Annotated in this window: 23 protein-coding genes; 9 read left to right on the top strand and 14 right to left on the bottom strand. The window is 64.0% G+C overall.

Annotation, left to right across the window (positions count from 1 at the left end; translation table 11 throughout):
* Nucleotides 1-37: 37 nt before the first annotated feature.
* On the top strand, nt 38-1,048 hold the full coding sequence (locus tag MTX34_RS20570) for an AraC family transcriptional regulator (protein ID WP_243610623.1): 1,011 nt from the start codon (nt 38-40) through the stop codon (nt 1,046-1,048).
* A gap of 11 nt (nt 1,049-1,059) precedes the next feature.
* On the opposite strand, the gene MTX34_RS20565 is transcribed toward MTX34_RS20570, so the two are convergent.
* From MTX34_RS20565 to MTX34_RS20555, 3 genes are read right to left on the bottom strand one after another with little or no spacing between them, the layout of a single operon-like run.
* Nucleotides 1,060-2,949, bottom strand: a complete 1,890-nt coding sequence (locus MTX34_RS20565; RefSeq protein WP_243610622.1) for a galactan 5-O-arabinofuranosyltransferase — start codon at nt 2,947-2,949, stop codon at nt 1,060-1,062.
* A gap of 5 nt (nt 2,950-2,954) precedes the next feature.
* Nucleotides 2,955-3,719, bottom strand: a complete 765-nt coding sequence (locus MTX34_RS20560) for a decaprenylphospho-beta-D-erythro-pentofuranosid-2-ulose 2-reductase (protein WP_121871831.1) — start codon at nt 3,717-3,719, stop codon at nt 2,955-2,957.
* Complete coding sequence (locus MTX34_RS20555) at nt 3,716-5,167, bottom strand: FAD-binding oxidoreductase (RefSeq protein WP_243610621.1); 1,452 nt, start codon at nt 5,165-5,167, stop codon at nt 3,716-3,718. Before MTX34_RS20555 ends, MTX34_RS20560 begins: the two co-directional genes overlap by 4 nt.
* Nucleotides 5,168-5,538: 371 nt before the next feature.
* Here MTX34_RS20555 and MTX34_RS20550 point away from each other — a divergent pair, with 371 nt between their 5' ends.
* The 3 genes from MTX34_RS20550 to MTX34_RS20540 all read left to right on the top strand — a co-directional run bounded on the left by MTX34_RS20550 (nt 5,539) and on the right by MTX34_RS20540 (nt 9,193).
* Nucleotides 5,539-7,197: a hypothetical protein gene (locus MTX34_RS20550; RefSeq protein WP_243610620.1), complete on the top strand. Its 1,659-nt coding sequence runs from the start codon at nt 5,539-5,541 to the stop codon at nt 7,195-7,197.
* A gap of 274 nt (nt 7,198-7,471) precedes the next feature.
* On the top strand, nt 7,472-7,990 hold the full coding sequence (locus tag MTX34_RS20545) for a GtrA family protein (RefSeq protein WP_374640143.1): 519 nt from the start codon (nt 7,472-7,474) through the stop codon (nt 7,988-7,990).
* 174 nt (nt 7,991-8,164) lie between these two features.
* Nucleotides 8,165-9,193 carry a TerC family protein gene (locus MTX34_RS20540; RefSeq protein ID WP_243610619.1) on the top strand — a complete coding sequence of 343 codons (1,029 nt, stop codon included), beginning with the start codon at nt 8,165-8,167 and terminating at the stop codon, nt 9,191-9,193.
* Between the two features lie 73 nt (nt 9,194-9,266).
* On the opposite strand, the gene MTX34_RS20535 is transcribed toward MTX34_RS20540, so the two are convergent.
* On the bottom strand, nt 9,267-9,848 hold the full coding sequence (locus tag MTX34_RS20535; RefSeq protein ID WP_243610618.1) for a dTDP-4-dehydrorhamnose 3,5-epimerase family protein: 582 nt from the start codon (nt 9,846-9,848) through the stop codon (nt 9,267-9,269).
* Nucleotides 9,845-10,717: a glucose-1-phosphate thymidylyltransferase RfbA gene (gene rfbA, locus MTX34_RS20530; RefSeq protein WP_243610617.1), complete on the bottom strand. Its 873-nt coding sequence runs from the start codon at nt 10,715-10,717 to the stop codon at nt 9,845-9,847. Before rfbA ends, MTX34_RS20535 begins: the two co-directional genes overlap by 4 nt.
* A 130-nt stretch (nt 10,718-10,847) precedes the next feature.
* Between rfbA and MTX34_RS20525 the strand changes: the two genes are divergently transcribed.
* Nucleotides 10,848-11,366 (top strand): maleylpyruvate isomerase N-terminal domain-containing protein, encoded by a 519-nt coding sequence (locus MTX34_RS20525; protein ID WP_243610616.1) that lies wholly within the window; start codon nt 10,848-10,850, stop codon nt 11,364-11,366.
* A gap of 18 nt (nt 11,367-11,384) precedes the next feature.
* On the opposite strand, the gene MTX34_RS20520 is transcribed toward MTX34_RS20525, so the two are convergent.
* Genes MTX34_RS20520 through MTX34_RS20510 form a run of 3 tightly spaced genes read right to left on the bottom strand, consistent with a single transcriptional unit; the run spans nt 11,385 to nt 13,737 of the window.
* Complete coding sequence (locus tag MTX34_RS20520; RefSeq protein ID WP_243610615.1) at nt 11,385-11,771, bottom strand: hypothetical protein; 387 nt, start codon at nt 11,769-11,771, stop codon at nt 11,385-11,387.
* Nucleotides 11,756-12,964 carry a WXG100 family type VII secretion target gene (locus MTX34_RS20515; RefSeq protein WP_243610614.1) on the bottom strand — a complete coding sequence of 403 codons (1,209 nt, stop codon included), beginning with the start codon at nt 12,962-12,964 and terminating at the stop codon, nt 11,756-11,758. The genes MTX34_RS20520 and MTX34_RS20515 overlap by 16 nt, the downstream gene beginning before the upstream one ends.
* Nucleotides 12,961-13,737, bottom strand: a complete 777-nt coding sequence (locus tag MTX34_RS20510) for a hypothetical protein (RefSeq protein ID WP_243610613.1) — start codon at nt 13,735-13,737, stop codon at nt 12,961-12,963. The genes MTX34_RS20515 and MTX34_RS20510 overlap by 4 nt, the downstream gene beginning before the upstream one ends.
* 238 nt (nt 13,738-13,975) lie before the next feature.
* Between MTX34_RS20510 and rfbB the strand changes: the two genes are divergently transcribed.
* Nucleotides 13,976-14,980: a dTDP-glucose 4,6-dehydratase gene (gene rfbB / locus MTX34_RS20505; RefSeq protein WP_243610652.1), complete on the top strand. Its 1,005-nt coding sequence runs from the start codon at nt 13,976-13,978 to the stop codon at nt 14,978-14,980.
* A gap of 8 nt (nt 14,981-14,988) precedes the next feature.
* On the opposite strand, the gene MTX34_RS20500 is transcribed toward rfbB, so the two are convergent.
* The 5 genes from MTX34_RS20500 to MTX34_RS20480 are packed head-to-tail and all read right to left on the bottom strand — an operon-like array spanning nt 14,989 to nt 20,549.
* Entirely contained in the window at nt 14,989-15,825 is an 837-nt protein-coding gene (locus MTX34_RS20500; RefSeq protein WP_243610612.1) for a glycosyltransferase family A protein, read from the bottom strand.
* Complete coding sequence (locus MTX34_RS20495) at nt 15,822-16,289, bottom strand: GtrA family protein (RefSeq protein WP_037187241.1); 468 nt, start codon at nt 16,287-16,289, stop codon at nt 15,822-15,824. Before MTX34_RS20495 ends, MTX34_RS20500 begins: the two co-directional genes overlap by 4 nt.
* Nucleotides 16,286-17,227 (bottom strand): NAD(P)-dependent oxidoreductase, encoded by a 942-nt coding sequence (locus tag MTX34_RS20490; protein ID WP_243610611.1) that lies wholly within the window; start codon nt 17,225-17,227, stop codon nt 16,286-16,288. Before MTX34_RS20490 ends, MTX34_RS20495 begins: the two co-directional genes overlap by 4 nt.
* Complete coding sequence (locus MTX34_RS20485) at nt 17,224-18,252, bottom strand: glycosyltransferase (RefSeq protein WP_243610651.1); 1,029 nt, start codon at nt 18,250-18,252, stop codon at nt 17,224-17,226. The genes MTX34_RS20490 and MTX34_RS20485 overlap by 4 nt, the downstream gene beginning before the upstream one ends.
* 14 nt (nt 18,253-18,266) lie before the next feature.
* Nucleotides 18,267-20,549 (bottom strand): hypothetical protein, encoded by a 2,283-nt coding sequence (locus MTX34_RS20480; RefSeq protein WP_243610610.1) that lies wholly within the window; start codon nt 20,547-20,549, stop codon nt 18,267-18,269.
* A 132-nt stretch (nt 20,550-20,681) separates the two neighbouring features.
* Between MTX34_RS20480 and MTX34_RS20475 the strand changes: the two genes are divergently transcribed.
* Genes MTX34_RS20475 through MTX34_RS20465 form a run of 3 tightly spaced genes read left to right on the top strand, consistent with a single transcriptional unit; the run spans nt 20,682 to nt 23,901 of the window.
* Nucleotides 20,682-22,469 (top strand): amidohydrolase family protein, encoded by a 1,788-nt coding sequence (locus MTX34_RS20475; protein ID WP_243610609.1) that lies wholly within the window; start codon nt 20,682-20,684, stop codon nt 22,467-22,469.
* Complete coding sequence (locus tag MTX34_RS20470; RefSeq protein ID WP_243610608.1) at nt 22,466-23,071, top strand: TetR/AcrR family transcriptional regulator; 606 nt, start codon at nt 22,466-22,468, stop codon at nt 23,069-23,071. Before MTX34_RS20475 ends, MTX34_RS20470 begins: the two co-directional genes overlap by 4 nt.
* Nucleotides 23,068-23,901 carry an alpha/beta fold hydrolase gene (locus MTX34_RS20465; RefSeq protein WP_243610607.1) on the top strand — a complete coding sequence of 278 codons (834 nt, stop codon included), beginning with the start codon at nt 23,068-23,070 and terminating at the stop codon, nt 23,899-23,901. Before MTX34_RS20470 ends, MTX34_RS20465 begins: the two co-directional genes overlap by 4 nt.
* Nucleotides 23,902-23,908: 7 nt before the next feature.
* On the opposite strand, the gene MTX34_RS20460 is transcribed toward MTX34_RS20465, so the two are convergent.
* Nucleotides 23,909-25,786 carry a glycosyltransferase gene (locus MTX34_RS20460; RefSeq protein ID WP_243610606.1) on the bottom strand — a complete coding sequence of 626 codons (1,878 nt, stop codon included), beginning with the start codon at nt 25,784-25,786 and terminating at the stop codon, nt 23,909-23,911.
* Nucleotides 25,787-25,846: the final 60 nt, after the last annotated feature.

Here is a 25,846-nt window from a genome sequence, read left to right as displayed (position 1 = left end):
GGCTCGAACGCGTCGATTTGTTGTTAATTTGGCTCACGTGGGAGTCGAGGAGTCGGGAGTGCCCCCGCTCGCCTTCGCGCAGCTGCTCGGTAGTGGCGCGCTGGGCGAGCGGGCCGAAGCGGCGTTCCGGCGCATCTTGGTTCGTGACGGCGTCAGCATGACGGAGCTGGTCACTCGCGACGGACAGGTGCCGCTGCGGTGGTTTCGGGAGGTGTACCCGGATCTCGACCGCCAACAGGGGTTCCGGCTCGGCGCGACGTTCGCGCGATACGTGCAGCCCACGTCGTTCGGCCGTCTCAGTCTCCCGCTGATCAGTGCCGGATCGGTGGCAGAGATGGTCGAGTTGCTGGAGTTCCTACCGCTGATTTCCACGGCTCTCGCCGTGCACATCCACCACACCGATCGAGGGTTGACCATCGGACTCGCCGGGCGCACGGGGGACGACGGGCTCGACAGCATTGCTGTCGCGTACGCCGGTTCGTGCCTTCTTCGTTTGATCGGCATGCTCGCCGGCTCGGCGCACGCGGTCGAACTTCACCTCGATATCCCGACGCCGGTGCGGGATACGCTCGACGACGACGAGATCCGGCGGATCGTGTTCGATGCGCCGTCACCGTTCGTCTTCGTGCCTGCGTCCATCCTCGCCGAGGCATGCCGGTTCTCCGATTCGTTGTCGTATCAACTCGGGATCGCGGAACTGAAGAAGGCTGTCGACGGCCGTCGCGCGAAGTCGTACACGGACACCGTGCGCGCGCTGTTCGACACCGACCGCGACTGCACGAACAGTGCGCACTGTGCACGGAGAATGGCCATCTCGACCAGTTCCCTCAAACGGAAGCTCGGCAACGAGGGAACCACGTTCCGTGCGGTGCGCCAGGCGTTCCTTCAGGAGCGCGCGACCGTGCGTCTGCTCGACAGTTCGGTGACGGTAGGGGAGATCGCCGCCGAACTCGGCTACAGCGACGTCGCCAGTTTCTCGCACGCCTTCACGCGATGGACCGGACGCTCACCGAGGGAATTTCGATCTCACACCGCATCGCCGAGGTAGTGCGTTCGCGTTCAACTCGTGCGCACCACCAGAGCGAAGGGGCCGATATCGGTCACGGTGAAGCGTGGGTCCTCGAACAGTGAATCGGGGAAGGTGACGGTGTAGCGGCGCACGTTCGGATCGTTGGGGTAGACGTCCTCGGCCAGTCTCAACGTGTAGCCGTCCGCGCCGCGGCGGAACAGGAAGGCGTCGGGCGCACGCCACTGGCTGTTGTCGAGCGCGTCGATCAATTGATCGGGTGTCTCGAGTTCGGTCCACTGCTCGATGGCGCCGGCTCGCTGATCGAACTGCGCCAGTGGGTTGGCGTAGTGCGAGGTCAGTCCTTGGAAGCCGAAGTACGGGTAGTAGCTGAGGAACGACGTGTCCGCGGTCAGTACGACGGTCTCGTCGCGCGGGCGCTGGGTTTGCTCGGTCAGGGCGGCGTCGACCTCGCGGTAGTACGAGACCGCGCTCGGTGGGCGCATGTCGGCGCGGTTGCCGTCGCCGTCGGTGTCGGAGTACGCGACGGTGATCTCGGTCTGCAGTACCTGGGGGATGTTCTGCGCGTAGGTCATGGCACCGATGGCCGCTACGACGACAGCGGCGATACGGAACTTCGGTGGCTCGTTGATGGCCTGGTAGATCGCGTGGCTGCCTTCGAGGAAGCCGAAAACGCCTGCGCTACCGAGCAATACGATCAGCACGGCTTCGAGGCGGAACGAGAGCAACGTGGTGCCCGCGGCCGTGGCGGCCATGGAGAGCAGCGTCCACAGGTAGATGGAGACGACGCCGACGCCGAGTGCCTGCGCTCGGCGCGAGGACGAGAATCGAACCGCCACCCACACCGTGCCGATGAGGCACAGTACGCCCATCAGGGAGAACTCGAACATCGGGAACGGAAGTGTCGCACCGGCTTCCGGTAGGTAGTGCAGGGCCGTGCCCGATGTGCTCGGCGCGCCGCGCAGGAATTCGACCAGGTACGGCAGCCACACGGTCGCGGCGATGAGGCCCGAGATCGCGGCGATCGCGGCGACCTTGATCGCGATGGGAACCAGTACGTTCCAGGACTTCCGCTCGCGATAGGCGAGGACGGCGGCGAACAGCGCCATGAGTACGACGGTGAACGCCGCCAAACCGAGGTACAGGGTGTAGAACGTCGCGGCCAGGCCGAGGAAGAGCCCGGTGCCGACCACCGCTCCCCACCCACCCGATGCGGTGCGGTGCAGCGCTCCCCAGGCGAGGACGAGCGCGGGAGCGAAGAGCATCACGATCACGGCGCTGTATGCCTCGGGGGAGGCGTGGGCGACGACGAGTGCGGTGGTGACGGCGCTGACGGCGACGGCCCAGTCGGCTCGGATCAGGGCCTTCCACAGCACGAACGACACGACAGCGGTGACGGCGAGCAGCCCGATTGCGTAGGGCTTGAACACTTCCCAGCCGTCCATGCCCAGCAGATTGCCGACGCGTCCGCCGAGCCAGAACCAGCCGGCCGGGTAGAACGGCGGAATGTCTGCGTACGTCATGTCGCGCAACGACGCCGAGTCCGTCAGCCGCGTCAGGTATTCGGTGCGAAACTCCTGGTCGACGGAGATGCCGAACAGGTAGAGCTTGGTTGCAGCCAGCGGCATCCCGAGGGTGACGGTGACGAATCCGCTCAGCCCGATCCACGCTGCGAGCCGAGCGATCCACGGCCACTTGTGAATCCGGTACAGGTAGATCGACGCGGCGAACAGTGCTGCGGCAACCACCTGCCCGAGCGTCGTGATGGCGCGGGTGACGTTGGACGAGTTGAACGCAGGCCACTGAACCAGTGAGAAGGCGTACAACCCGACCGTCGCCACCACGACGGCGACAAGAACACCGGCAGCGATCTCGCCGACGGCAGAGGCGGTTCTTCGAGCCGGTGCAACCCCGATTGTCATCGAAATCAGATGGGCAGCTTGCGGAAGATCGGCCGCGGTACGTGCCGCAGCACCATCATCACCAGACGCCACGGCGCAGGAGTCCAGATGAGTGGAGTGCCCTTGCGTGACGCGTTCACCGCGAGCTTCGCGATGACCTCCTTGTCGACCGTCATCGGGGCTTCCTTGACGTGCGCGCTGAACTTGGTGCGCACCATGCCCGGGCGAACGACGGTGACCCGAGGTCCGAACTCGCGCAACGCTTCTCCGAGTCCGAGGTAGAACCCGTCGAGTCCGGCCTTGGTGGAGCCGTAGACGAAGTTGGAGCGACGTACCCGCTCGCCTGCCACCGAGGACATGACGATGATGCGGCCGTAGGCCTGCGCCTTCATCTTCTCGCCCAGCAGCACGCCGACCGAGACGGAGGCGGTGTAGTTGATGTTCGCGGCGAGGACGGCCTTGCGCTGGTCCTGCCAGAGCTGCTCGGCATCGAAGTCGACGGCGAAAGCCACGATGGCGACGTCGACGTCACCCTTGGCCCAGGCCGCGTCGATGACTTTCGGGTGCGAGGCGGTGTCGAGTGCATCGAAGTCGATGACGTCGACGGCCTTCGCGCCCTTGGCCGTCAGTTGTGCGACGGCACTTTCGCGCAGCGGATCGTTCGGCAGCGCAGCGAGGATGACACGTGCCGGGGACTTCGACAGGTACTCCTCGGTGATCGCGAGACCGATCTCGCTGGTGCCACCCAGAACCAGAATCGTCTGGGGGTTACCGACGGCATCTATCGTCACAGCAGTTCCAACCTTCTTGCCATATCGGAGGCGAAAACGCCTGTGGGGTCAACGGATCGGCGAACCTTGATCCATTCGTCGATCCGCGGGTACATCGAGTGGAACGTCTCGGCGTCGGTGCGCGAGTCCTTCGCGGTGTAGAGACGACCACCGAATTCGAGCACCCGCTTGTCGAGTTCGCGGACGAATTCGTTCAAGCCCGGCTTGATCGGGAAGTCGACGCAGATGTTCCATCCGGGAATCGGAAAGCTCAGTGGCGCTTTGTTTCCGGGTCCGAACAGCTTGAACACGTTGAGGAACGAGTAGTGCCCGGACTTCTGGATGTCGACGATGATCTTCTTGAACTCGTCGATGGCCTCCGGCGGCACCACGAACTGGTACTGCAGGAATCCCTTGGAGCCGTAGGCGCGGTTCCACTCACCGAACATGTCCAGCGGGTGATAGAACGCCGTCAGGCTCTGAACCTTGTTCCGGTAGTTGCCGGCCTTGCGGTACCAGACCTCGCCGACGGCGGAGAACGTGTACTTGTTGGCCAGGCCGTTGGGGAACACGTCCGGGAACGTCACCAGCGGTTTGGCGTTGAACCGCAGCGGGTCCTTCTGAAGTTTGGCGGGCAGCTGGTCCAGCGTTGCAAGCGATCCACGGGAGAGGGCTGCGCGGCCGAGCTTGGGCGGCGGAGCGACCGCGTCGAACCAGGCACTCGAGTAGTCGTAGTTGTTCTCGCTGCCGTCGCTGTGCAGGGCGATGGTCTCGTCGAGGGTGCTGGTGACGTCCCCGTCGGCGATGAAGTAGGCCGTTTCCGTTGGCGTCATCTCGATGGTCGCGCGCAGGATGATGCCGGTCAGGCCGTTGCCGCCGACCGTCGCCCAGAAGAGCTTGGCGTTCTTGCCCGACGGTGTCAGATGGCGGATCTGACCGTCCGCGGTGAGCAGTTCCATCGACCGGACGTGGTTGCCGAAGCTACCCGCGCTGTGATGGTTCTTGCCGTGGATGTCCGTGCCGATGGCACCACCGATGGTGACCTGACGAGTACCCGGCAACACCGGTACCCACAGACCGAACGGCAGCGCCGCTCGCATCAGCTGGTCGAGGTTGACGCCGCCGTCGACGTCGACGATCCGCGTCGACGCGTCGATGCTGTGAATGCCGTTCAAGGCATTCATGTCGATGACCAGGCCGCCGGAGTTCTGCGCGTTGTCACCGTAGGAGCGGCCGAGGCCGCGGGCGATGACGCCGCGTCGGAGGTGGGCCGGCTTGGAGTCGTTCTGCTCGGCGACCTGCTTGACCGCGTTCGCGATGAGCTCGGGGTCGGAGGTCGAGAGCACCTCTCCCGTGGAGGGCGCAGTGCGGCCCCAACCGGTGAGTGTGCGGGTCTGCGTGGGTAGCGGCGCAGTGTTCCCGGCCTGTGGTTCCAGGGGGAAGAGTGCGTCGTCGGCTGTCGTGGACATCGCTCAAGAGGGTACCCGCATTGCGATGGGAACCAGCTCACCAGGACTGACGACTGCTGAGATCCACCGACCGGCCGGGGAGAAGTGTCTGTTCAGCACAAGCGCCGTTGGTTGCTTCCATGCACAACCTCGACGGAGTGAGGTCCGGTCAGGGGGTAGTCGTCTCAGCGCACAGAATCCTGCACGGAACGGTTGTATCCATGTCGGAATCATGTTGTCTGCCGGTCAGGGTGTCGCCCAGCCATGTGAGCTCTGGTCGGCATACTGACGAAGTTGCCAGACTGCGGTCGTCGTCCGTCCCACACCGACGCGCCAGCGGATCCGAACTTCAGCGAGCCGCACGCGGGCGAACTGACCGAACAAGGTTGTCGATGACGCGAATTCCTCCCCCTGCCACGGTGGACACGTTGCGGGGCGAACCCTCACGTGCCGGCGAAGGCGGCGTCAAGCCGACTGGTTGGGCCGTCTGGATATTGCTTGCGTCGGCCGCATTGTTGGGTGTGGCGGTGCCACTGGTTCTCGCGACGGTCTCGGGAGGGCTGGCCATTCCGCACAACGACGCCTGGTCCTACGGCCGGATCGCGCAGACTTTCGGATACAGCGGGCACATCGAACTGCTGGGCTGGAACAGGTCGGCGCTGTTCGGGCAATTCGTGGTGCTGGGGCCACTTGCCCGTTCCTTGGTGGCCCAACATCTCTTCGTAGCGGCGTTGAGCGTGGTCGCACTCGCGGCTGTGTACGACCTGGTCGTCACCACGGCAGGACGGGTCCGAGCCTCGCTCGCGGTACTGATCGTCGCGGTCTGGCCTGGGTTCGGGTTGCTTGCTACGAGCTTCATGCTCGACGTACCCGCGATGGCAGCGATCATGGTCTGTCTCGCCGTCGGACGTAGGGCTCTGCGGGGGCAGTCGATACCGCTGCTCGTGGCATCGATCGGTGTCGGATTCTGGGGCTTCACGATCCGCGAGCAAGCGCTTGCAGCGCCTGCAGCGGTGCTCCTGGTCGGCATCACGTTCGCGTTGAGGTCACACCGGCGGCGAGATGTGATCACAATCGGCTGCGTTGGCGCTGTGCTCGGTCTGGCAATGGTCGGGTTCGAACTCGGGCGCCAGTCGTACGGTGCCGGAGACCCACCGGTGATTGCGGTTCCAGAGAACCTGATCAGGGTCGGCGGAACCGTATTGGCACAGGGTTATTTTCTGCTGGCGCTTGTTGTGTCACCGGCATTGCTGCTGGTCGCCCGCCCGTGGAGGTGGGGGCGGGTCCCGCTTCTGGCCGCAGTGGTAACGGCGGCTGTTGCGGTCGTGGCCGTGGACTACTTCGGGAGAAGAGCCTTCTTCGTCGGTAATTACCTGGATCCGGCGGGCCCCTACTGGGCAGCAGGAAACAGCCGTCCTGCAGAGATTTTCCCCATCTCGTCATGGACATTGGTTGTCTCGCTCGCATGTATCTCCGCAGTGCTGCTGGCCGGCATCCTGGTGCAGCGGGCACGCAGTACCGACCCCGTTCTGGGGATATTCGTGACACTGGTGGTTCTCGGAAACCTCGCCAGTGCATTGTCCGGTCAGACTCTCTACGACCGTTACTGGCTGCTGGCTGTGCCGCCGTTGCTTGCGATGGTGCTCGCCAAGCGTCCGGCGGATTCTGTTGCTCAGGTTCGGGGTAGCCAGCTGATCATCAGAAGAGTTGCGGTGGGCGCTGTTCTCGCAGTTCTCGCAGCATTCTCGACGGCCATCACCGCCGCCGGATTCGCCTACGACGGTGCACGCTGGGATGCTGCCGAGGCGTTGGTCGCCGCCGGCGTGCCAGCAACCGACATCAATGCCGGTCTGGAGTGGAACGGCTTCCACTCGGCAGTGGGTATGTCGCCACCGGGATCGTGGAAGTTTCCAGGAAACAGGTCCTGTTACTTGGTCGCCGCGGCACCGCAGCCCGACCGCGAGGCCGACTCCGTTCGGACCTACCGTCCGTTTCTGATCGCGGGCGAAGCGCATCTCTGGGTCTATGACGAAGGGTGCCCACCAGCGTAGCGAGGTCGGCCACATTCGACTGTGACGTCACCAGACCAACTCTGCCCGGAGAGATCACGGTCGTAGCCGCCAGAATGCAGTTACCGCGCTGTCGAGGAACGTCGACGTCAGGTGTGAGTCGTTTCGGGGTCCGGCCGCCCCGGAGCACGAACAGTGCTTGGCCGAAACTTCGTGCGCCGTCATCACATGGACAAGCTACTTGCATATGTCGTAGACGAATGAGGACCGGCAAGGAACGCCACCTGCCAACGGCGAGCCGCTAGTGTCAGTCCTCGTGCCCACCCCCGACCGCTCCGCAGAAGAAGGCTCGACGGACGACGACTGGTCGCCCCAGGACGAAGAGTTGCAGCATCACGTCCCGCTACCCGTCGAGCTGCCGCTGACCGAAAACATCGCCGACGCGGCCCTCGATCTCAAGACCCAGGTAGTGCGGTTCTTGGCCACGGGTGTGCTGTCGGCAATCGTCGACCAGGGTGTCAATCTGATCCTGCATTTCGTGTTCGGCGTCGGTGTGACGCTGGCCAAGGCGATCGGCTTCGTGCTCGGCACCACCACGGCGTACCTGATCAACCGCCGGTGGACGTTCAACGCGGCACCGTCGCGTGCCCGGTTCCTCGCTGTCGTCGCGCTGTACGGAGTCACCTTCGCCGTCCAGGTCGGCATCTATACCTGGCTCTACCAGGCCCTTCCCGACGGCTTCTGGTACGCCAACGTGGCCTTCGTCATCGCGCAGGGAACGGCGACGGTCATCAACTTCCTCGTTCAGCGGTTCGTGATCTTCAAGATTCGGTGAATATTGAGGTGCGCTAAGAATCCTTGATCCCGGGCCGAGGTCCTGGTTCAATATGGCCCCAGGAGGGGAGTATCCCCCAGCAGCTTCGTCGTCACCACGGCCCGGCAATCCGGGCCCGGCGAGCGGCCCGCGTCGGGCGGGAGAGACCTCCAGTTCACAGAACTGGAGGTTGTCATGTCCGTTCCATTCTGGGCTTGGGTGGCAGTACTCGGCTTCATCGTCGCCATGCTCGCGGTCGATTTGTTCGCTCATCGGCGAGCACACGTCATCGGAGTGCGCGAAGCGGCTGTCTGGTCAGGTATCTGGGTCGCCTTCGGCGTCGGTTTCGGAGTATTGATCTGGGCCACTGCCGGTGCAGAGTTCGGCCAGCAATACTTCGCCGGCTACTTGATCGAGAAGTCGCTGGCGGTCGACAACGTATTCGTGTGGGCCATCATCTTCACGTATTTCGCGGTGCCAAGAGAGCTGCAACACCGCGTCCTGTTCTTCGGTGTACTCGGTGCTCTGGTCTTTCGCGGCATCTTCATTGCCGGGGGATCTGCCCTCATCGCCAGCTTCAGCGCGGTGCTCTACCTCTTCGCTGCGTTCTTGATCTTCACCGGCTACCGGATGGTGCGTCAACGCAACGAGCACCTCGATCCTGAGCAGTCTCGAGCTCTGCGGCTGTTTCGTCGCTACGTTCCCATGACCGACGCGTTCTACGGGCAGAAATTCGTGGTGCGCATCGGGGGCGTCGCGTTGGCCACTCCACTGTTGGCGGTGCTGGTCCTCGTCGAGGTCACCGACATCGTCTTCGCTGTCGATTCCATCCCGGCGATCTTTGCCGTCACCGACATCCCCTTCCTGGTGTTCACCGCCAACGCATTCGCCATTCTCGGCCTGCGCGCGATGTACTTTCTGCTCGCGGACCTGATGCACCGATTCGTGTACCTGAAGGTGGGACTGGCGTTGGTCCTGATCTGGGTCGGCATCAAGATGGCACTCAAGGTCGACGTGTTCTACATCCCCACCGCCGTCTCGCTCGGTGTCATCTCGTCGATTCTTGCGATCTCCGTGGTACTCAGTTTGCGAGCCACACGAGGGCAGGCTGCGCACCCGCAGGTCGACCACTCGGCGTCTCCGTTCCGAACTGCGACAGAAACGGAACTTGCTGCGGCTGAGCCTTTGTGGAGCAGGCGCGGTCGACGGACAGACCGTTCGTAGCCTTCGCAGCGCACAGCATCGGGTGTTGGGGCGACGCCGGCACGGCCGCGGTGTCGCCCCAACGACGACTTGCTCAGAAGATGGGGAGGTTCCCTGCTTCGAGGGCTTCGGCGAGGGTGGGGGCGGCTTTGTCCTTGTCGGAGAGCTCGTAGGTCAGAGTTGAGCCGTCGCGGCCGGTGGTGGGCCAGTCGATGCCCAGCGCCGGGTCGAGTGGGTTGATGTCGCGGTCCAGTGCCGGGGTGTACTCGAGGCTGCACAGGTACATGACGGTGGAGTTGTCTTCCAACGACAAGATGGCGTGGCCGAGGCCTTCGGAGAGAAATACTGCTTTGCGGTCGATGTCGTCGATCAGCACGCTGTCCCACTGCCCGAACGTCGGGGATCCGACCCGCAGGTCGACGATGACATCGAGGAACGCTCCGCGGGCGCAGGTGACGTATTTCGCCTGACCGGGTGGGTTGGTGGTGAAGTGAATCCCGCGAAGGACCCCGGCGGCGGAGACCGAGCAGTTCGCCTGCAGCAGATCCAACGACCGCCCGGTCGTCTCCTCGAACGCCGATGCTTTGAACCATTCGAAGAACACGCCGCGGTCGTCGCCGAACTGACGTGGGGTGTACTCGTAGGCACCGGCAATACTCAACTCGCGAAAGGTCATCGGTTCCCTCGGTCGATCAGATCCAGCAGGTAGCGGCCGTAGCCGGACTTGACGAGCGTCTCAGCTCGGGCGCGCAGTTCGTCGTCGGTGATGAACCCTCGTCGCCAGGCGACTTCTTCGGGGGACCCGATCTTGAGTCCTTGGCGTTGTTCGATGGTGCGCACGTAGTTCGATGCGTCGAGGAGGGAGTCGAAGGTGCCGGTGTCGAGCCAGGCGGTGCCGCGGGGCAGGACCTCGACCTGCAGGCGGCCGGCATCGAGATAGTGGCGGTTGACGTCGGTGATCTCGTACTCCCCACGGGCGGAGGGCTGCAGGTCGCGGGCGATGGCGATGACGTCGTTGTCGTAGAAGTACAGGCCCGGGACGGCGTAGTTCGATTTCGGGGCGGCGGGCTTCTCCTCGAGGGAGATCGCTTTTCGGTTGGCGTCGAATTCGATGACGCCGTAGGCGGTGGGGTCGGAGACCTCGTAGGCGAAGACGGCTCCGCCGTCGATGGTGTCGAAGCGCGAGAGTTGGGTGCCCAGGCCGGGGCCGTAGAAGATGTTGTCGCCCAACACCAGTGCTGCACTGTCGGTGCCGATGTGCTCGGCACCGAGGACGAACGCTTGGGCGAGGCCGTTCGGCTCGTGTTGGACCTTGTAGGTCAGTGAGATGCCGAATTGGGAGCCGTCACCGAGCAAGCGGGTGAACTGATCGGCGTCCTGGGGTGTGGTGATGATGAGGATCTCGCGGATCCCGGCGAGGATCAGCGTCGAGAGTGGGTAGTAGATCATCGGTTTGTCGTAGACGGGAACGAGCTGCTTGCTCACGCCCATCGTGATCGGATGAAGCCGTGAGCCCGTGCCGCCCGCCAGAATGATTCCCCGCATGAGGGCGAAGTCTTCCAGACCCTCCGGCCGACCGCGCGGTTGTGCCTGCTCCGTTTCCGCTGCGTGAGCTATGAGGTGCACGTACGCTCGCCGCATACCCCGCCCGCCGAGAGGACCGAGGACAACGATCGTGACGAGCCGCACCCAGATCGAAACCGGTATCAGGCAGGTCACCACCCTTCTCGCGGCAGCTGAGGGCGATGCCAGAACGTCGGCGACGCCCTGTACCGAGTGGACCGTCGCCGACCTGACGGACCACCTGGTGCACACGGCGGGTCAGTTGGTGACGATGGCCCGCGGCGAAGACATCGATTGGTCGATCTCGCCGCAGTCCGTCTCCGACCCGACCCCGCTGTGGACCGAGCGCACCGATGAGCTGCTGGCAGTGATCGATTCGGGTTCACCGCTGCCGCTCGGCATGGTGGCAGCGGAATTCTCGGTGCACGCGTGGGATCTCGCGACCGCGCTCGGTCGCGGCACCGATGATTTCGACTCGACCGTGGCGGAGGAGGGAATGGCCTTCATGTCCGAGAATCTGACCGAGGAACGCCGCGCCGGTGCTTTCCACCCGGCGCAGCCCGCACCGGACGGGGCCAATGCTTATGAGCGCCTCGCGGCTTTCGCCGGACGCACTGTCTCGCGTTCCTGAGACGTCGCTGCAGGTGGCTCATTCCCACGGGATTCGGTACGGCTGAGTTCCGACCTCGTCCTCAGTGTTCTGTGTCGGCCATTCGGCCGGCCAGTCGATCTGCGGATCTCCCTTCAGGTCGTCGACCTCAGGAGGTAGCGGAGACGCCTCCAACTCGATGCGCTCCCAGCTGCATTCACCCGACGCGACGCGATCGGCAAATCGAGTCATTGCTGCTGACGCCCGGGGTGAAGACGCCAGTCGGGCCAGCAGTTCTGCGGTGACAGTACGGGTTCCCACTCGGGCCTGGAGGTCGGTGTCGAGGGCCCGAGTGCGTGTGGCCTCGAGGTTGCCGCACGATGTCATCAGACGGTCGTATGCAGCTCGCGCGTGCGGAGGCATGTACTCGATCATGCGTCCCGCCATGGTTCGTCACCGGTTCCGACGGAGAAGTTCTCGTCCGGCGTGTCGAGCATCGGTCGTAGATCCGCGGTCTTACCCGCTTCGACGGCTTGCTTGCCGTAATCGAGGAAGTCGTTCAACGGGCGCATTGTGTCGTCGATCTTCTGGCCCACCTGGCCTTCGGGGTCGCCGAGGGCGTCGAGGAACGCGCCGAAGTCGTCGACCACCTTTTCGATCTTTGCAATGAGTTCTTTGGTCAAATCCATTGCTTTCCAGCATATTTCGACGATGCTCTCGACCTGCCAGGCGGTGCCCACCACCGGAACCTTCTTGATCATGACCTTCAAAGCACCGCGGGCGTTGTCGACGGCAACTTCGGACTCCAGCAATTCGACGATCTTGCGCACCACGGCGAGGGCGGCGTTGCGCAGTTGTTCGGATATCACTCCGCACACTGCGGAGATCGTCCGTCCGGCAGGCCCTTCCCATCGCATTGCGGCCAGTTGTCGGTCGGCATAGTCGGTGAATGCCTGTGCGGCAGCGCCATTCCAATAGCTGTCCACGCGGCGCACCCCTGCAGCAAACGATCCACCGGCAGCTTCCATCGCGTCGCCCGCGATCTGGTACGCCTGACCGATTCGGCGAATTTCGTTCCAGTTTCCGGTGACAGGAATGGTCGCTTCGCGCAGCGGACTCCATCCGGAGAGTTCGAAGATCGTTCGGTCGATCTCACCGAGCCACTCGGAGGCATCGGCGAGCACGTCGCGGAGATCGTCGACGGCAGGATTGGTTGGCGGATAATCGATTCCGTGAGGATGTCCGTAGTCAGCGGCACCGTCGAATTCGTCTACATGGCCGGCCGCGGCGTGATCTGAGCTGCCGCGGTCGATGCCCGGTAGCGGTGGCAGAGATGTGTGCGCGTTGAGTAGGTCGTAATTCTGCTGATCTTGATCGGCATACAACCAGGCAGCCTTGTTGAGCTCGGCACCCATCTCCCCGCAATTGACGGACAGGTGAACCTGCCGAGTGCGTGTCATCTCCTGGAACCGTGCGAGATACGGCTGAAGTCGCTTCAAAATCTGCCCGACCACGTTCTCGCCGAGGCCCGCGTTGTCGAGCAAATAGTGGTGACTGGCCAGGGTGTCGGCGCCGATGCGATCGAGAAGATTCCCGAGGCCGGCGATTTCCGAGGATCTGGCGATCAGCGGTTCGGTCACTGCGTCGCGCTCCTTCTCAGTGACGAGACGAGGCCGTCGACGTCCTCATCGGTGAGTGCGTTCTCGACATCACGGTCGGCGAGCACGACGAAGACCGCGACCTCTGCCGTGGCGAAACCGGTAGTGGTGACAACGTCGAATGTCGCACGAGGAGGAGGGCAGTACGGCGAATCCGGTATGTCTTCCACCAGGGCTGTGTAGCGGACGGCCGGGACTCCGTCGACCTGTAGATATTCGGGGTCGCTGATCTGAACAGTGGGTGCCAGTGACCCGTCTTGGTTGGTGAAGATCATCGACGCTTTCTGCGCCTCTTGATAGGCGAGGACCGTCAAGTCCCCGGTGCGGCGACCGGTCATTCCGCTGATCGCCGAAGACTCGAACTCACCGCCTTCGCAATCGAATCGACCATGGAGGCCCATTGCGCCGTACGTTGCGGTCGATCCGTCCTCGCCGACCCATTCGGAGAATCCGTCATTCCAATTCTCCCAGTCCGCAGGAATGTCGTAGGTCCAGCCGAATTTCGTGGCGATGGGCTGCGGCTGCCCGTCGGGCACCTCGATTTTCGGTGGCGGTCGGTTCATCGACGGAAACCCCGGCGGCAGGGGTGGCGGGGCGGTCGCCGAGCCCGTGGGGTCCGGCGACACCGGCGGAAGAGCCTGCACGCCCTTGTACGGTTCCGGCACCTCCGGTGCCAGCTGCGGAATTGCCCACATGAGGCCGAACAGCAGCGCTACCGATGCCGCGAGACGAATCAGAATTTTGCCGAGACCCATTGACGTACTCCCCCCGAAGTCGAACAGAAGCTAGCACGCGTGGCGGACAAGATCGGCCGTCGCTCGAATCGACCACGTGAGCGGTGCAACTGTTGCTCCACTCGACGGTCTCGTCGCCGGGATCCTCACCGCGGGGGCGTCGAGTGGAGCATCCCGTGCAGCGACACCCTCGCTGGAACGGTCTGTGGGCCGCGACAAGAACGGCCCGCACGAGTATCCACCGGTAAAGTGCCTGTTCATGAGAATTCTCGTCACGGGTGGGGCCGGGTTCATCGGCGCGAACTTCGTACATCAGACCCTCGCGCAGCGTCCCGACTCCCAGGTCACCGTGCTCGACAAGCTCACCTACGCCGGCAACAAGGCCTCCCTGGACCCCGTCGCCGATCGCATCGAGTTCGTGCACGGCGACATCGCCGACGCCGATCTGGTCGACCGCCTCGTCCGCGAGACCGATCTCGTCGTCCACTTCGCCGCCGAATCCCACAACGACAACTCGTTGACCGACCCGTGGCCGTTCGTGCACACCAACGTCATCGGCACCACCACCTTGCTCAACGCGGTCCGCGAACACGACGTCCGCTATCACCACATCTCCACCGACGAGGTCTACGGCGACCTCGAACTCGACGACCCGGCGAGATTCACCGAATCGACCCCGTACAACCCGTCGAGCCCGTACTCCTCGACCAAAGCGTCGAGTGATCTGCTGGTGCGTGCCTGGACCCGCTCGTTCGGCGTCCGGTCCACCATTTCCAACTGCTCCAACAACTACGGCCCGTATCAGCATGTGGAGAAGTTCATCCCGCGTCAGATCACCAACATCCTCAGCGGCTCCCGCCCCAAGCTCTACGGGGCAGGTCAGAATGTGCGCGACTGGATCCACGTCGACGATCACAACAGCGCCGTCTGGGCCATCATCGACGGCGGCCGCATCGGCGAGACCTACCTCATCGGAGCCGACGGCGAAGCGAACAATCGCACCGTCCTCGAAGCGATCCTCGAGGAAACCGGCAACGCCCCCGACGCCTTCGATTTCGTCACCGACCGCCCCGGCCACGACCTGCGCTACGCCATCGACTCGACCAAACTCCGCACCGAATTGGGTTGGACACCAACCTATGTCGACTTCCGCGCCGGCCTGAAAGCAACTGTCGACTGGTATCGCGACAACGAGCAGTGGTGGCGACCGCAGAAGGACGCCACCGAAGCCACCTACGCAGCCAAAGAGTCCGTACTGCCCTGAGGCGGGGCCTAGCTGCTGCGCGACATCCGGTGGCGCAGCAGCAGATACACCGCACGACGCATGAACGACGTCATCAGAGCCTTGGCGTTTCCGATGCGTACGTCGCTGTCGGACAGCAACGTCGGATCGCTTGCCTGCAATGAGCGGTGGAAGTCCGCGGCCTGACGGGCCTGCTGGGTGGCCAGCTCGACGCTCCACTGTCCCGAGTTGATGCGGAACGACGCCAGCGGCTGTGGAATGGCAACGATGTCGCCGCGCAGCGCTACGGCGATGAAGGTGGCCTGGTCGATCAGATACGGATGACTGTTGTCCCACAGTCCGACTGCGCGCAGTTCCGAGAGCTTCATCATGACGCCGCCGGGTTCACCGAAGATGTTGGCTCCGGCCCGTACTGCCGTTCTCGCGGCAACTCGACCCGAGACAGTTCCGTGCAGTCCGCCGAGCCCGCGGGCGGCAATGACAGTTTTGCCGTAGGCGTCGATCAGCGTTCGCTGCGAAGCGACCAGAACGGCGGTCGGGCTGTCGTCGAAAGCCTGTACCTGGGCGGCGAGTGCAGTGCGGTGGATGGTGTCGTCACCGCACACGAGTTTGAGCAGCTCGCCCGACGCTTCCTCGGTGACGCGATTCCAGTTGGCCTGTGCCCCGCCGCCCGCGGGTGTGGTGAGAACGCGGATGCGCGGGTCGTCGTACTTCTGTGCGACGGCGAGGGTCCCGTCGGTCGACGAGTGGTCGGCAATGACCAGCTCGAAGTCCGTGAACGTCTGGGCGAGAATCGAATCGATGGTCTCGGCCAGATACTCGGCGTTGTTGTAGGCAGGGACGACTACGGAAACACGGGGGGTCATGGTGTGGGGGCCTGACTCTTTCTGCGAAACGAGAAGTCGCGGTAGCCGAAGAAGCTCACGACTGCCATCACTGCTGTGACGACCAATTGTGATGGGATGGGCGGGAAGTGGAAGACGGACACGGCGATCGTCATCAGGGAGATGTTGGCGACGAACGCGCCGAAGTTCACGACGAAGAACCTCAGCAGATCACGTAGGAAGTGACCCCGCACGCGGAACACCAGGTATCGGTACATCGCGAACGCGCACAGCACATTGCAGAGATAGCCGAGCACGATCGCGGCGTGGTATCCGTACTGCTCACCGATCAGCAACTGCCACAGGATGAACCATGCGGTACCCAGTGCGGTGTTGACACCGCCGACGAGCAGAAACGCGATCTTCTGATTCTTGACGATGCGCATCAGCGGCCCCGGCGCGCCGTTCATGCCCGCCGGGGGAGCAGGAGTCTGTGGTTCGGTCATCGACCGACCCCCAATGCTTGACGCGTCGCGAACAGGGTCGACGCGATGCCTGCGGGCAACGTTCGGTGAGTTCGTCGATCGATCTGTGGCCAGACCGTCGACCGCAGCCGTAGATCGCGACCTTGGAACACCGCGAGCGGGGACGCCGCCAGCACCACGTTCGGTCGACGCCGGAACACCGTCCGGCACGCTCCGAGTATCGAGCCGATGGTGACGGCCTCACCGGAGGCGAAGATCTTGATCGTCGGCGAGAGTCGTTGTGTGGCAGACAGGGCGAGGGTGTCCGCAACCATCTCGGCCGCGTCGGACACGTAGAGGTAGTCGCGCAACGTATCCATCGGCACGTATATGGATACAGGTGAGGCCATGAGGTATCCGCGGCACAGGTGCGAGATGAGGCCCTGCGGTTTCGCGAGGTTCTGGCCCGGCCCGTAGAGGTTCGCGAACCGCCCGATGGCCACGTTGATGCCCGTGCGTTCACCGAACTCGGTTGCGATGGCCTCGGACTCCAGCTTCGCGAAGCCGTAGTCGCCCAACGGAACCGGGTTCGTTCCCTCGTGATGCGGGGCACCGGTCGAGCCGGCGTAGACACCGCCGGCGGACGAGGCGAGGAACACGGTTCCGGCGCCCGCACGGTCGGCGGCGATGGCCCCGATGCGCGCCAGGACGGCTCGGATCAGATCGTTCTCTTCGGCGAACTGCGCTGCGCTGGTTCCGTTGACACCCGCGCCCGCGGCCCACACGACGTTCCACACACTGTCGGCACATGAGTCGAAGAATTCCGAACAGCGCTGCAGCAGTGCCTGTTCGGCAGACGCCCTGTCCGACCACGGGATGGTGCTGGTGTGCACCCGGTGCCCGCGACGACCGGCCTCTCGGGTCACCGCAGCGCCGAGTAGTCCGCCGCTGCCGACGACCCACGTGTGCGTCGCGGTCACGCCGGCGGTGCAGGTTCGGGCGATGGCGCAGTACGACCGAGCGGCCCGTTTCCGGGATCGGTGACGATCAGGTACGGCGGTTTGCCCATGGCGGTCTTGACGTTGACGCCCACGTATTCGGCCACCACACCGAGGGAGAACAGCGTGGCCCCGAAGCCGAACAGCAGAATCACCATCGTCGACGCCCACCCTCGCACCTCGGCGCCCGAATCGAAGACGAAATACGACACCAGCACGTACGCCACCAGAACGAGTCCGAGCAGCGCGAACGCGATGCCGATGAAGCTGACGAGCCGCAGGCCCTTGGTGCCGCTGGAGAGCACCATCCGCCAGAAGTGCGAGAGCAAGGTGCGCAAGCGGTAGCCCGATCGACGGTCCACCTCTTCGCGCAACGCCACCGGGCTGGTCGTGACGTCGCCCGCGATCCACCCGAGTGCGATATCCAGGTACGCCTCGGAACCGGCGTAGGCGGCGACGGAGCGGCCGACCTCACCGAGCACCAGGCGGTAGCTCTGATAGTCGATGGTGTTGTCACCGGCCAGCGCCTTGGCGATCAGCCACTTCGAACCCTTGGAGGCTGCGTTGCGCCACATCCCGTGCGGTGCGACGTTGGTCGGTTTGGCGTAGACGACGGTGGACTGCTGGTCGAGGGCGGTGTCGAGCATTCCGCCGATGGCGGCAGGGTCGTGTTGGCCGTCCTCGTCCATCGTGACGATCCATTCGCCGCCGCTGGACGCCATGCCGGCGAGGGTGGCGGGGTGCTGACCGAAATTTCGGCTCAGCCACACCCCGCGAACGAACGTGTGCGCAGAGGTCAGACGCCGAATCACCGCAGCGGAATTGTCGGGTCCGTGATCGAAGACGAGCAGAACTTCCTCGACGATCATCGGCCGTCCGACCGGAGTATGTGTCACCTGCGTCAACGGAATGATCTCGTCGATCAACGCACTGAGGGTCCGCTCACCTTGGTAGACCGGAACCACGATCGAGATGCGGTGCGGATCAACAGCAGCAGCGGCGGACATCACGAGGTCTGAGCCTATCTGTTCGACGTCCCTGCGCCGAACTCCAGATAACTCGAATTTCTGCGTCGTCGCACATCGAGCACCACCAAACCGGCCAGCAGCATCACCCCGCCCGCCATCGCGGCCAGTCCGAGACGTTCGCCCGGCGGCCGGAAGGTGATGTGCAGATCTGCGTTCTCGGTACCGGGCGGCAGGTCGACGTAGAGGAAGATGTCGGCCAACCCCTTCGTCTGCAGCTCTTCACCGTTCAGGGTTGCGGTGTAACCGGGCCAGGCCAGACGCGAGAACACGACGCTGCCGCCGTTCGGTGCGCTGACGTCGACGTGCTCGGAGTCCGGGTCGGAGGATCGGGGTTCGGCCGTTGCGTCGACAGTCGCGACGACGCGTCCCGACGTGGCGGGAATCAACCCGTCGACGCGTTCGAGGACGTAGATCTGTCGCGCGGACGCGGGCGTGGGAGCTGTCACCCACATCCAGCCTGCGGGTGCGGGGCGGGAGTTGGCGAGCGGATACTGGTTCTTCTGCAGCACGATTCGATCGAGTTGCATCAGGTCGGCGTAGGTCTTGCCGGTGTACGGCTCGATCTCGAACACGCGCCGGAAGGCGTCCTTGCAGGTCGATCCCTCGTGCTCGAAGCACAGCAGGTTGGCGAAGTCGAGATAGCCGACGGGAGTGTAGGCGTTGGCGTAGTCCAGGCCCATGATCTTGGCGGAGTTGCCGTACACCTGGGAATCCCACGGCAACCGAGGGTCGTCGGGTCCGTCGGCTTCGGTCTCGGTGAGCGCACGGCTGCCGAGTTGCAGAGTCGCGCCCTGCCACTGCGGGAATTCGGCCTTGGCCTCGGACTGTGACGCCGGCAGCCACCACTTGGCGAACGGCGGTTCGTAGGTGGCCACCTGGTACATCGCGACGGGCGCGATCGTCACGAGCAGCAGTGCCGCGGTGGCGCGGGTGGAGAATCGGTGGGCCAACAGCAGAGCGAGCGCGCCGACGAGCAGGATCACCAGCGCAGCGAGGACGTGGCGACCGAAGAACTCCGGGCCCGACGAACCGGCGCGCAGCAGCAGCACCAGCGTCAGCAGGCCGGCCGCGAGCAGCCGTGGCCGCAATCGGTCGAGAGTTCCGTACCGGCTGATGAGAGTGACCACGAGAATCAGCGCGATGAGGGCGACGAACGGCAGAATGCGGGCGGGCCAGCGGATCGGTCCGATGTCGCTGGGGCCTGCGGTGAAGATCAAGGCGAACGCCAGCATGATCAGCGGGGCTGCCAGCTCACGCAGAGCGGTGGGCACCCGACGCCATGCGATGAACGCCAGCGCGGGCACCACGAACCAGGCGATGTACGTGACCGGTGATTCGGTGGTCTCGCCCGCCCAGGATTCGATGCTCGTCACGGCGGTCGGGATGCTCGCGGTGAGCGATTCCGACCACGGTGCCGTCAGGAAGTTGTCGTTGAAAGTGCCCTCGTCGCCGCTACGCCAGGTGACCGCGGACGTCAGCACCCCGGGCAGGAAGGTGACGGCCCCGCAGGCCGCGGCAGCGATGCCGACCGCGCACACCTTCAGTGCCGGACGCCACAGCCGCTGGAACAGTCGTTCGCCGATGGCGACGGATCCGATCATCACTCCGGCCATCACCGCGGCGTGGACGTATCCCACGCTGATGGCGAGGTAGAGGAAGGCGAACGGCACGATCGGGCCGGACCGGCCGCGGGCGTAGGACACCGAGCTCGCCCACGCGTTCATGATCCACGCCGTGCCCATCAGAGCGGTCACCCAGGACGTGTTCTCGAAGAACAGCGTGAAGCCGACGAACGGTGCGCTCGCGCCCGCCACCGCGGCCCAGTGGGCACGTGCCCCGTAGACGAGGGCGACGCGGTAGACGCCCCAGGCCAGCAGGATCGAGAATCCGAGTTTGACGGCCGTCGCGAGTAGTACCAGGTTGTCGATCGACGGCGAGATGTAGTTGATCGCCATTTGGACGGGGTTCCACAGCCCACCCTGCCCTTCGACCGGGTAGTTGCCCGCCATCCACTGATCGAGCACGAGCGAGGGGAAGTGCCCGTCGCGCATGATGCGCCCGAGCTGGAGCCAGTTGGGTACAGCACCCGATTCGGTGTCGTCGATGTAGAAGAAGCGGGGATCGACGCTGAGCACCAGGAGATAACCGAGGATGACGACTGCAGCGACCGCTGCTCCCCACGCGAGGCGCTCTCCCCTGCTGTCTTGCAGGGCAGCGGGCGCGATCTGTGTATCCGTGGCGGGCAAGGTCAACTCCGTGAGTTCGGGCAAAGACACTCGACTGTATCTCTCGCCCTGCTCTCGAGCCGAAACGTCGAGCCGCGCAACTCCGAGGTGTCGGAAGACCCACGGCTATTGCGAGTGATCACTCTCTAAGTTAGAGTTTCGTCATCCTATGACGGAGGTCACATGAACCCGAATATTTCGTTCGACGTCGTCATCACCGGCGGCACCGTCTACGACGGATCCGGCGGTCCAGGAGTGCGTGCCGATGTGGGCATCGTCGACGGCGTCGTGCGGGCCGTGTCCTCCACTCCGCTCGAGGCGGGCCCGGCGACCGAGGTGGTCGACGCCACCGGCAAGTGGGTCACGCCGGGCTTCGTGGACGTGCACACCCATTACGACGCGGAGGTGCTCGTCGGGCCGGGGCTCGAAGAGTCCGTCCGGCACGGGGTCACGACGGTTCTCCTGGGCAACTGTTCGTTGTCGACGCTCTACTCCACTCCGGTCGACATCGCGGATCTGTTCAGTCGGGTCGAGGCGCTGCCGCGCGATCATGTGCTCAAGGCCGTCGATACGCACAAGACGTGGACGAGCCCCGACGAGTACATCGCAGCACTCGAGCGCCTGCCCCTCGGCCCCAATATTGCTGCTTTGGTTGGTCATTCGGATCTACGCGCACACGTGATGGGCCTGGACCGCTCGACCGATCGCAGTCAGAAGCCCACCCGCGAGGAATGGCATGCCATGTCCGACGCGCTCGAGAAGGCGCTCGACGCCGGGCTGCTCGGAATGTCGACCATGACGAACCCGTGGGACAAGTTGGACGGCGATCGATACCGGTCTCGTTCCTTGCCATCCTCGTACGCGCACTGGAGCGAATTCCGTTCTCTGCACAAGATTCTGCGTCGACGCGGTCGGTTGTTGCAGAGCATCCCGAACCTGAACACCAAATACGACATGCTGTTCTTCCTCGCCTCGGCCACCGGGATCGGGCGCACTCCGCTCAAGATCTCGCTGCTGGCCGCGGCGGACGCGAAGGCGTCGCCCTGGATCCATCGCGTCTTCGGCCCGCTCGCTCGCATCGTCAACGGACCGGGCAAGGGTCAGTTCCGCTGGCAGCACCTACCCACCACGTTCGACGTCTACTCCGACGGCATCGATCTGGTGGTGTTCGAGGAGTTCGGTTCGGGCCGCGCCGCGCTGCATCTGCGAGAAGAGTTGGGCCGCAACGAGTTGCTCTCGGACGAGGCCTACCGCCGCTGGTTCCGTGCCGATTTCGAGAAGAAGTTCAGCTCGCGCGTCTGGCATCGGGACTTCGCCGACGCCGAGATCACCGAGTGCCCCGACGCGTCGGTCGTCGGCAAGAACGTCGCGGAGGTCGCGGCCGAGCGCGGTGTGCACGTGGTCGACGCATTCCTCGATCTGGTGGTCGAGCACGGCCGAAAGCTACGCTGGCACACCACTGTTGCCAATCATCGCAAGCGGCAGATGGACAAGCTGATCAACCAGCCCGGGGTGACCGTGGGATTCTCCGACGCCGGCGCTCATCTGCGCAACATGGCGTTCTACAACTTCGGCATCCGGTTGTTGCACCGCGTGCACGACGCGCAGCGCGATCGTAAGCCGTTCATGACGGTCGAGAAGGCCGTGCACAAGCTCAGCGGCGAGTTGGCCGACTTCTACGGTGTCGATGCCGGTCATGTGCGGGTGGGGGATCGAGCCGACATCGTCGTGATCGATCCCGAGGGCCTGGACGAGGATGTCCTGGCCTACCGCGAGGAGATCATGCCGGAGTTCGGTGGCCTGAGCCGAATGGTCAATCGCAACGACCGCGCTGTCACCGCCACTCTGATCGCGGGCCGAGTAGTGTTCTCCGGCGGCACCTTTGCGCCCTGGTTCGGGGTGTCGGAGCGGGCAGGTAGCTTCCTGCGGGCAGGCACCCCAACGGCTCCTCGTCGCCGGGAGCGTGTGTGAGCCCGAGTCAACAACAGCGTCGGACCGAGACCATCGGAAAGTTGCTCGACGCGACGATCGTGTCGTTGTGCGAGAAGGGATATGCCGCAACCAGTGTCAGTGAGATCGTCGGCCGTGCAGGGGTGTCGTCGGGTGCCATGTTCCGGCATTTCGACACCAGGCTCGATCTGATCGTCGCCGCGGCGGACGAGGTTCGGCGACGCCAGTTCGTGGAGTTCCGTCATGGGCTGTCCGGTTTCGGTAGCGCGTCCATCGAACATTGCCTCGAATTGCTCAGAGCTGCGTGCCGCGCCCCGATCAACGGTGCCTGGTACGAGCTCCTGACTGCCGCGCGCAGCGACAGCGAGCTGCGAGAGAGGCTGCAGCCCTTCACTGTTCGTTATCACGAGCAGATCGCCGAACTTGCTCGCACGCTACCGGTGGCCGGTGTGATCGATCCACGACAGCTCGAGACAGTGATCTTCACCGTGGTCCACCTGCTCGACGGCGAGGCATTGGCAGCTGTGGTGCATCCGCAACCCGAGCAGGAGGCCATGCGGTTGAAGATGATTGCTCACCTGCTGCGCGGAGGCACTCTGCACGCTCTGAGCGACGTCGGATGACCCACTGGACGGTGCGCATATCGGGTGCCGAGCTTCCTGTCTTCGAATACGGGAACCCGGCTGCGCGCTCGACCGTGCTGCTGGTGCACGGCTATCCCGACAACCGTCACGTGTTCGATCCGCTGATCGCCGAACTCGGCGACGCGGTTCGAATAATCGCCTACGACACGCGGGGCAGTGGGGCGTCCGCGCTCGAGCCCGCCGCGGACGTGTCCATCGAGCAGCTGGCGCGAGACGTCTTCGCGGTGGTCGAGTCGATTCCTGAGCTCACCGGGAAGGTGCACGTCTTCGCCCACGACTGGGGGTCGGTCCAGCTGTGGGAGGCGATGGCCTCGCCTCGGGCAACCACCGCCTTCGCGTCGTACACATCGGTGTCCGGACCCAGTCTGGATCACCTGCGGCAGGTGGCGCGGGCGCGGTTGGTGCGGCCGCATCGATGGCCATCGCTGGTCGGGCAGTTGGCCCGGTCCTGGTACGTCTTCGGGTTTCATGTTCCCGTTCTGCGCAGCCGCGTGCCGGATTTGTTGGCGCGACTGAATGTCGAGGGTGAGCCGACTCCGACGGTGGCCGACCAACAGCGCGGCATCGGTCTGTACCGGGCGAACGTGTTGCGGCGTGTGCTCCGCGGACCCGACCCTCGATGCGACGTGCCGACCACAGTGGTCGTACCGACCCACGACCGCATGCTGTCGACGAACCTGACCGACGGTCTCGATCGATGGATCCCACAGCTGCGCGTCGTCCGAGTCGATGCGGGCCACTGGTGGCCGTACACGCACCCTGCCGATGCCGCTCGCGTGCTGCTGGAACAGGCGTGGGAAGCGGGGTAGACGTCGACTACTTGCCGAACAGCCTTGCCCAGTTGGACCGGTCCGTCATGGACTCGAACTCACTGCGGTAGCTGTCACGTATTCGTGGAGCCTGGGACCGCAACTTCCATTGCGCACGGAGACCCCGGACGAGCAGTTGCTTCATCAGTTCGGCGTTGTGCCGTCGAACGCGAACGCCTTCCTGAGAGGCGTCGGTCACGACGGCATGACCGAAGAGCGAGACGTGCCACCAGTGCGCGTCCCGACTCGCGATAGCCACGGGATGCGGGTTGACGCGTCCGCGCAGCTGCTGCAGCAGGCGTTTGGCGAGGACGAGGCCCTCCATGCTCGGCCACGGCGCTGCGCTGGCTATCTGGTAGTCGGCGCTCTGGAGGTCCGGTGCGTGTGCAGCGGAGTGACGCACGGTCTCGGCGTAGGAAGCGCGTTCGCGCCTGATCATGCTGGCTGCCTCGACGCCACCGTCGGCGAATGCGGCGGGACCCTCCATGAAGTCTTCGATGGCTTTGATCTGTGTGAACGCCAGTCCGTATTGCATTCCGACCAAAAACTTCAGTAGATCGCGGGACAAGCTGCGAAACAGTATTTTTCCGTCGAATTCACTGTGCAGTGCAGCAGTCAGAAGGCCGTTTCGGATGTTGAAATACCGATGCCACTCGTCCCAGTCCTTCCAGGAGAAGTCGGCGTGCCATACGCCGGCCCCGGGAAGAGTCACTGTGGCGAAACCATTTCGAGACGCGCGAAGTCCGTATTCGACGTCATCCCATTGAAAGAAGAGCGGTAGGGGATAGCCGATTCGGGAGATGATCTCGGAAGGAATCAGGCATGTCCACCAACCGTTGTATCCGGCGTCTACACGGATTTCCTGCTTCTTCTTCACAACGCTGGCATTGACCAACGCATTGCTGGACGGAATTCCTACTTTGGGACCGTTCAGATCCGCATGTTCAGCACCGACAAGAACGCAGTCGGGGTGGAACAACCCGAGCATCTGCGCTCCGACAATTGCCGGCTCTACGGTCATGTTGGCGAAAGCGTTTGTGCGCAAGACTGTCTCGGGCTCGCACAAGATATCGTCGTCCATCAGAACGACATTGGCGTGTTCCGCGCCGACAACGTCGGTCACCTCGTACATGCCTCGGGTGAAGCCGCCCGCACCCCCGAGGTTGGGTTGGCGAATGTAGACGAGCTTGTCCCCGAGTCGCTCTGCCGTGGCTTTGAACTTCTCGCGCTTCTCGACGAGGTCGGTACCCTGATCCACGACGTACACGGCGTCGAGCCCCTCGATGACCTGACTGTCGTTCCCGAGCGACGCTACGGTGTCAGCGCACTCGTCTGCCCGATTGAAGGTGCACACCACCACAGCAGCAGGACGAATTTTGTTGGGCGACGGCACATTCCACGTCAATTGAGAAACCGTCAGGGCAAACCGGTCGGTGTCGAAACGAAGCCACAACGCCCCACCATCGACAAAGCGATCGAGTGCACCTGACAGTTCGGCGGTCCCTGCGCCCTCGATGTCGATCGCAGCGACCGTCCGGCTGCGTCCGTCCGCATCGGAAGCCACCAGAGACACTCGTCCGGAGCCGTTGTACGTGAATGTCACCTGAACCTCGGTGACGGCGGTCCATCGTTGCCAGTAACTCGCCGGAAATCGCCCGAAATACGTATTGGTGTCGGCTTTGGCGTTGGGCTCTATCGATACCTCGAACCTGGACCGATGAGCTCTGCCGGAGCCCACGTGCAAGTACAGATCATCTCGAATGAGGGTGGACGGGCCACCGAACAGGCCACGTTGAGCGACCAATCGGGCCTGCGGGTCGTGTCCGACCAGACGCGCCTCCACATGTGCACTGTCGCGTGCAATGTCCGGTGCTGTCTCTGTCATCAACGCTCCATCGAATATTGTCGCTCGTGCAGGTCCCTGCGACCCGACGCATCGATACTA

The sequence above is a fragment of the Rhodococcus sp. ARC_M5 genome, assembly GCF_022810405.1.
In the GTDB taxonomy this organism is placed as follows: Bacteria; Actinomycetota; Actinomycetes; order Mycobacteriales; family Mycobacteriaceae; genus Rhodococcoides; species Rhodococcoides navarretei.
The sequence above is the reverse complement of the archived record's forward strand: the minus strand, read 5'-3'. Positions and strand labels throughout refer to the sequence as shown.

Excerpts from the sequence above, each read along its gene's own strand:
- MTX34_RS20500 (WP_243610612.1), bottom strand. The coding sequence starts at position 15,825 with ATGACCCCCCGTGTTTCCGTAGTCGTCCCTGCCTACAACAACGCCGAG.
- rfbB (WP_243610652.1), top strand. The coding sequence starts at position 13,976 with ATGAGAATTCTCGTCACGGGTGGGGCCGGGTTCATCGGCGCGAACTTC.
- rfbA (WP_243610617.1), bottom strand. The coding sequence starts at position 10,717 with ATGCGGGGAATCATTCTGGCGGGCGGCACGGGCTCACGGCTTCATCCG.
- MTX34_RS20550 (WP_243610620.1), top strand. The coding sequence starts at position 5,539 with ATGACGCGAATTCCTCCCCCTGCCACGGTGGACACGTTGCGGGGCGAA.
- MTX34_RS20495 (WP_037187241.1), bottom strand. The coding sequence starts at position 16,289 with ATGACCGAACCACAGACTCCTGCTCCCCCGGCGGGCATGAACGGCGCG.
- MTX34_RS20555 (WP_243610621.1), bottom strand. The coding sequence starts at position 5,167 with ATGTCCACGACAGCCGACGACGCACTCTTCCCCCTGGAACCACAGGCC.
- MTX34_RS20510 (WP_243610613.1), bottom strand. The coding sequence starts at position 13,737 with ATGGGTCTCGGCAAAATTCTGATTCGTCTCGCGGCATCGGTAGCGCTG.
- MTX34_RS20460 (WP_243610606.1), bottom strand. The coding sequence starts at position 25,786 with ATGACAGAGACAGCACCGGACATTGCACGCGACAGTGCACATGTGGAG.
- MTX34_RS20540 (WP_243610619.1), top strand. The coding sequence starts at position 8,165 with ATGTCCGTTCCATTCTGGGCTTGGGTGGCAGTACTCGGCTTCATCGTC.
- MTX34_RS20485 (WP_243610651.1), bottom strand. The coding sequence starts at position 18,252 with ATGTCCGCCGCTGCTGCTGTTGATCCGCACCGCATCTCGATCGTGGTT.
- MTX34_RS20535 (WP_243610618.1), bottom strand. The coding sequence starts at position 9,848 with ATGACCTTTCGCGAGTTGAGTATTGCCGGTGCCTACGAGTACACCCCA.
- MTX34_RS20475 (WP_243610609.1), top strand. The coding sequence starts at position 20,682 with ATGAACCCGAATATTTCGTTCGACGTCGTCATCACCGGCGGCACCGTC.
- MTX34_RS20565 (WP_243610622.1), bottom strand. The coding sequence starts at position 2,949 with ATGACAATCGGGGTTGCACCGGCTCGAAGAACCGCCTCTGCCGTCGGC.
- MTX34_RS20520 (WP_243610615.1), bottom strand. The coding sequence starts at position 11,771 with ATGGCGGGACGCATGATCGAGTACATGCCTCCGCACGCGCGAGCTGCA.
- MTX34_RS20465 (WP_243610607.1), top strand. The coding sequence starts at position 23,068 with ATGACCCACTGGACGGTGCGCATATCGGGTGCCGAGCTTCCTGTCTTC.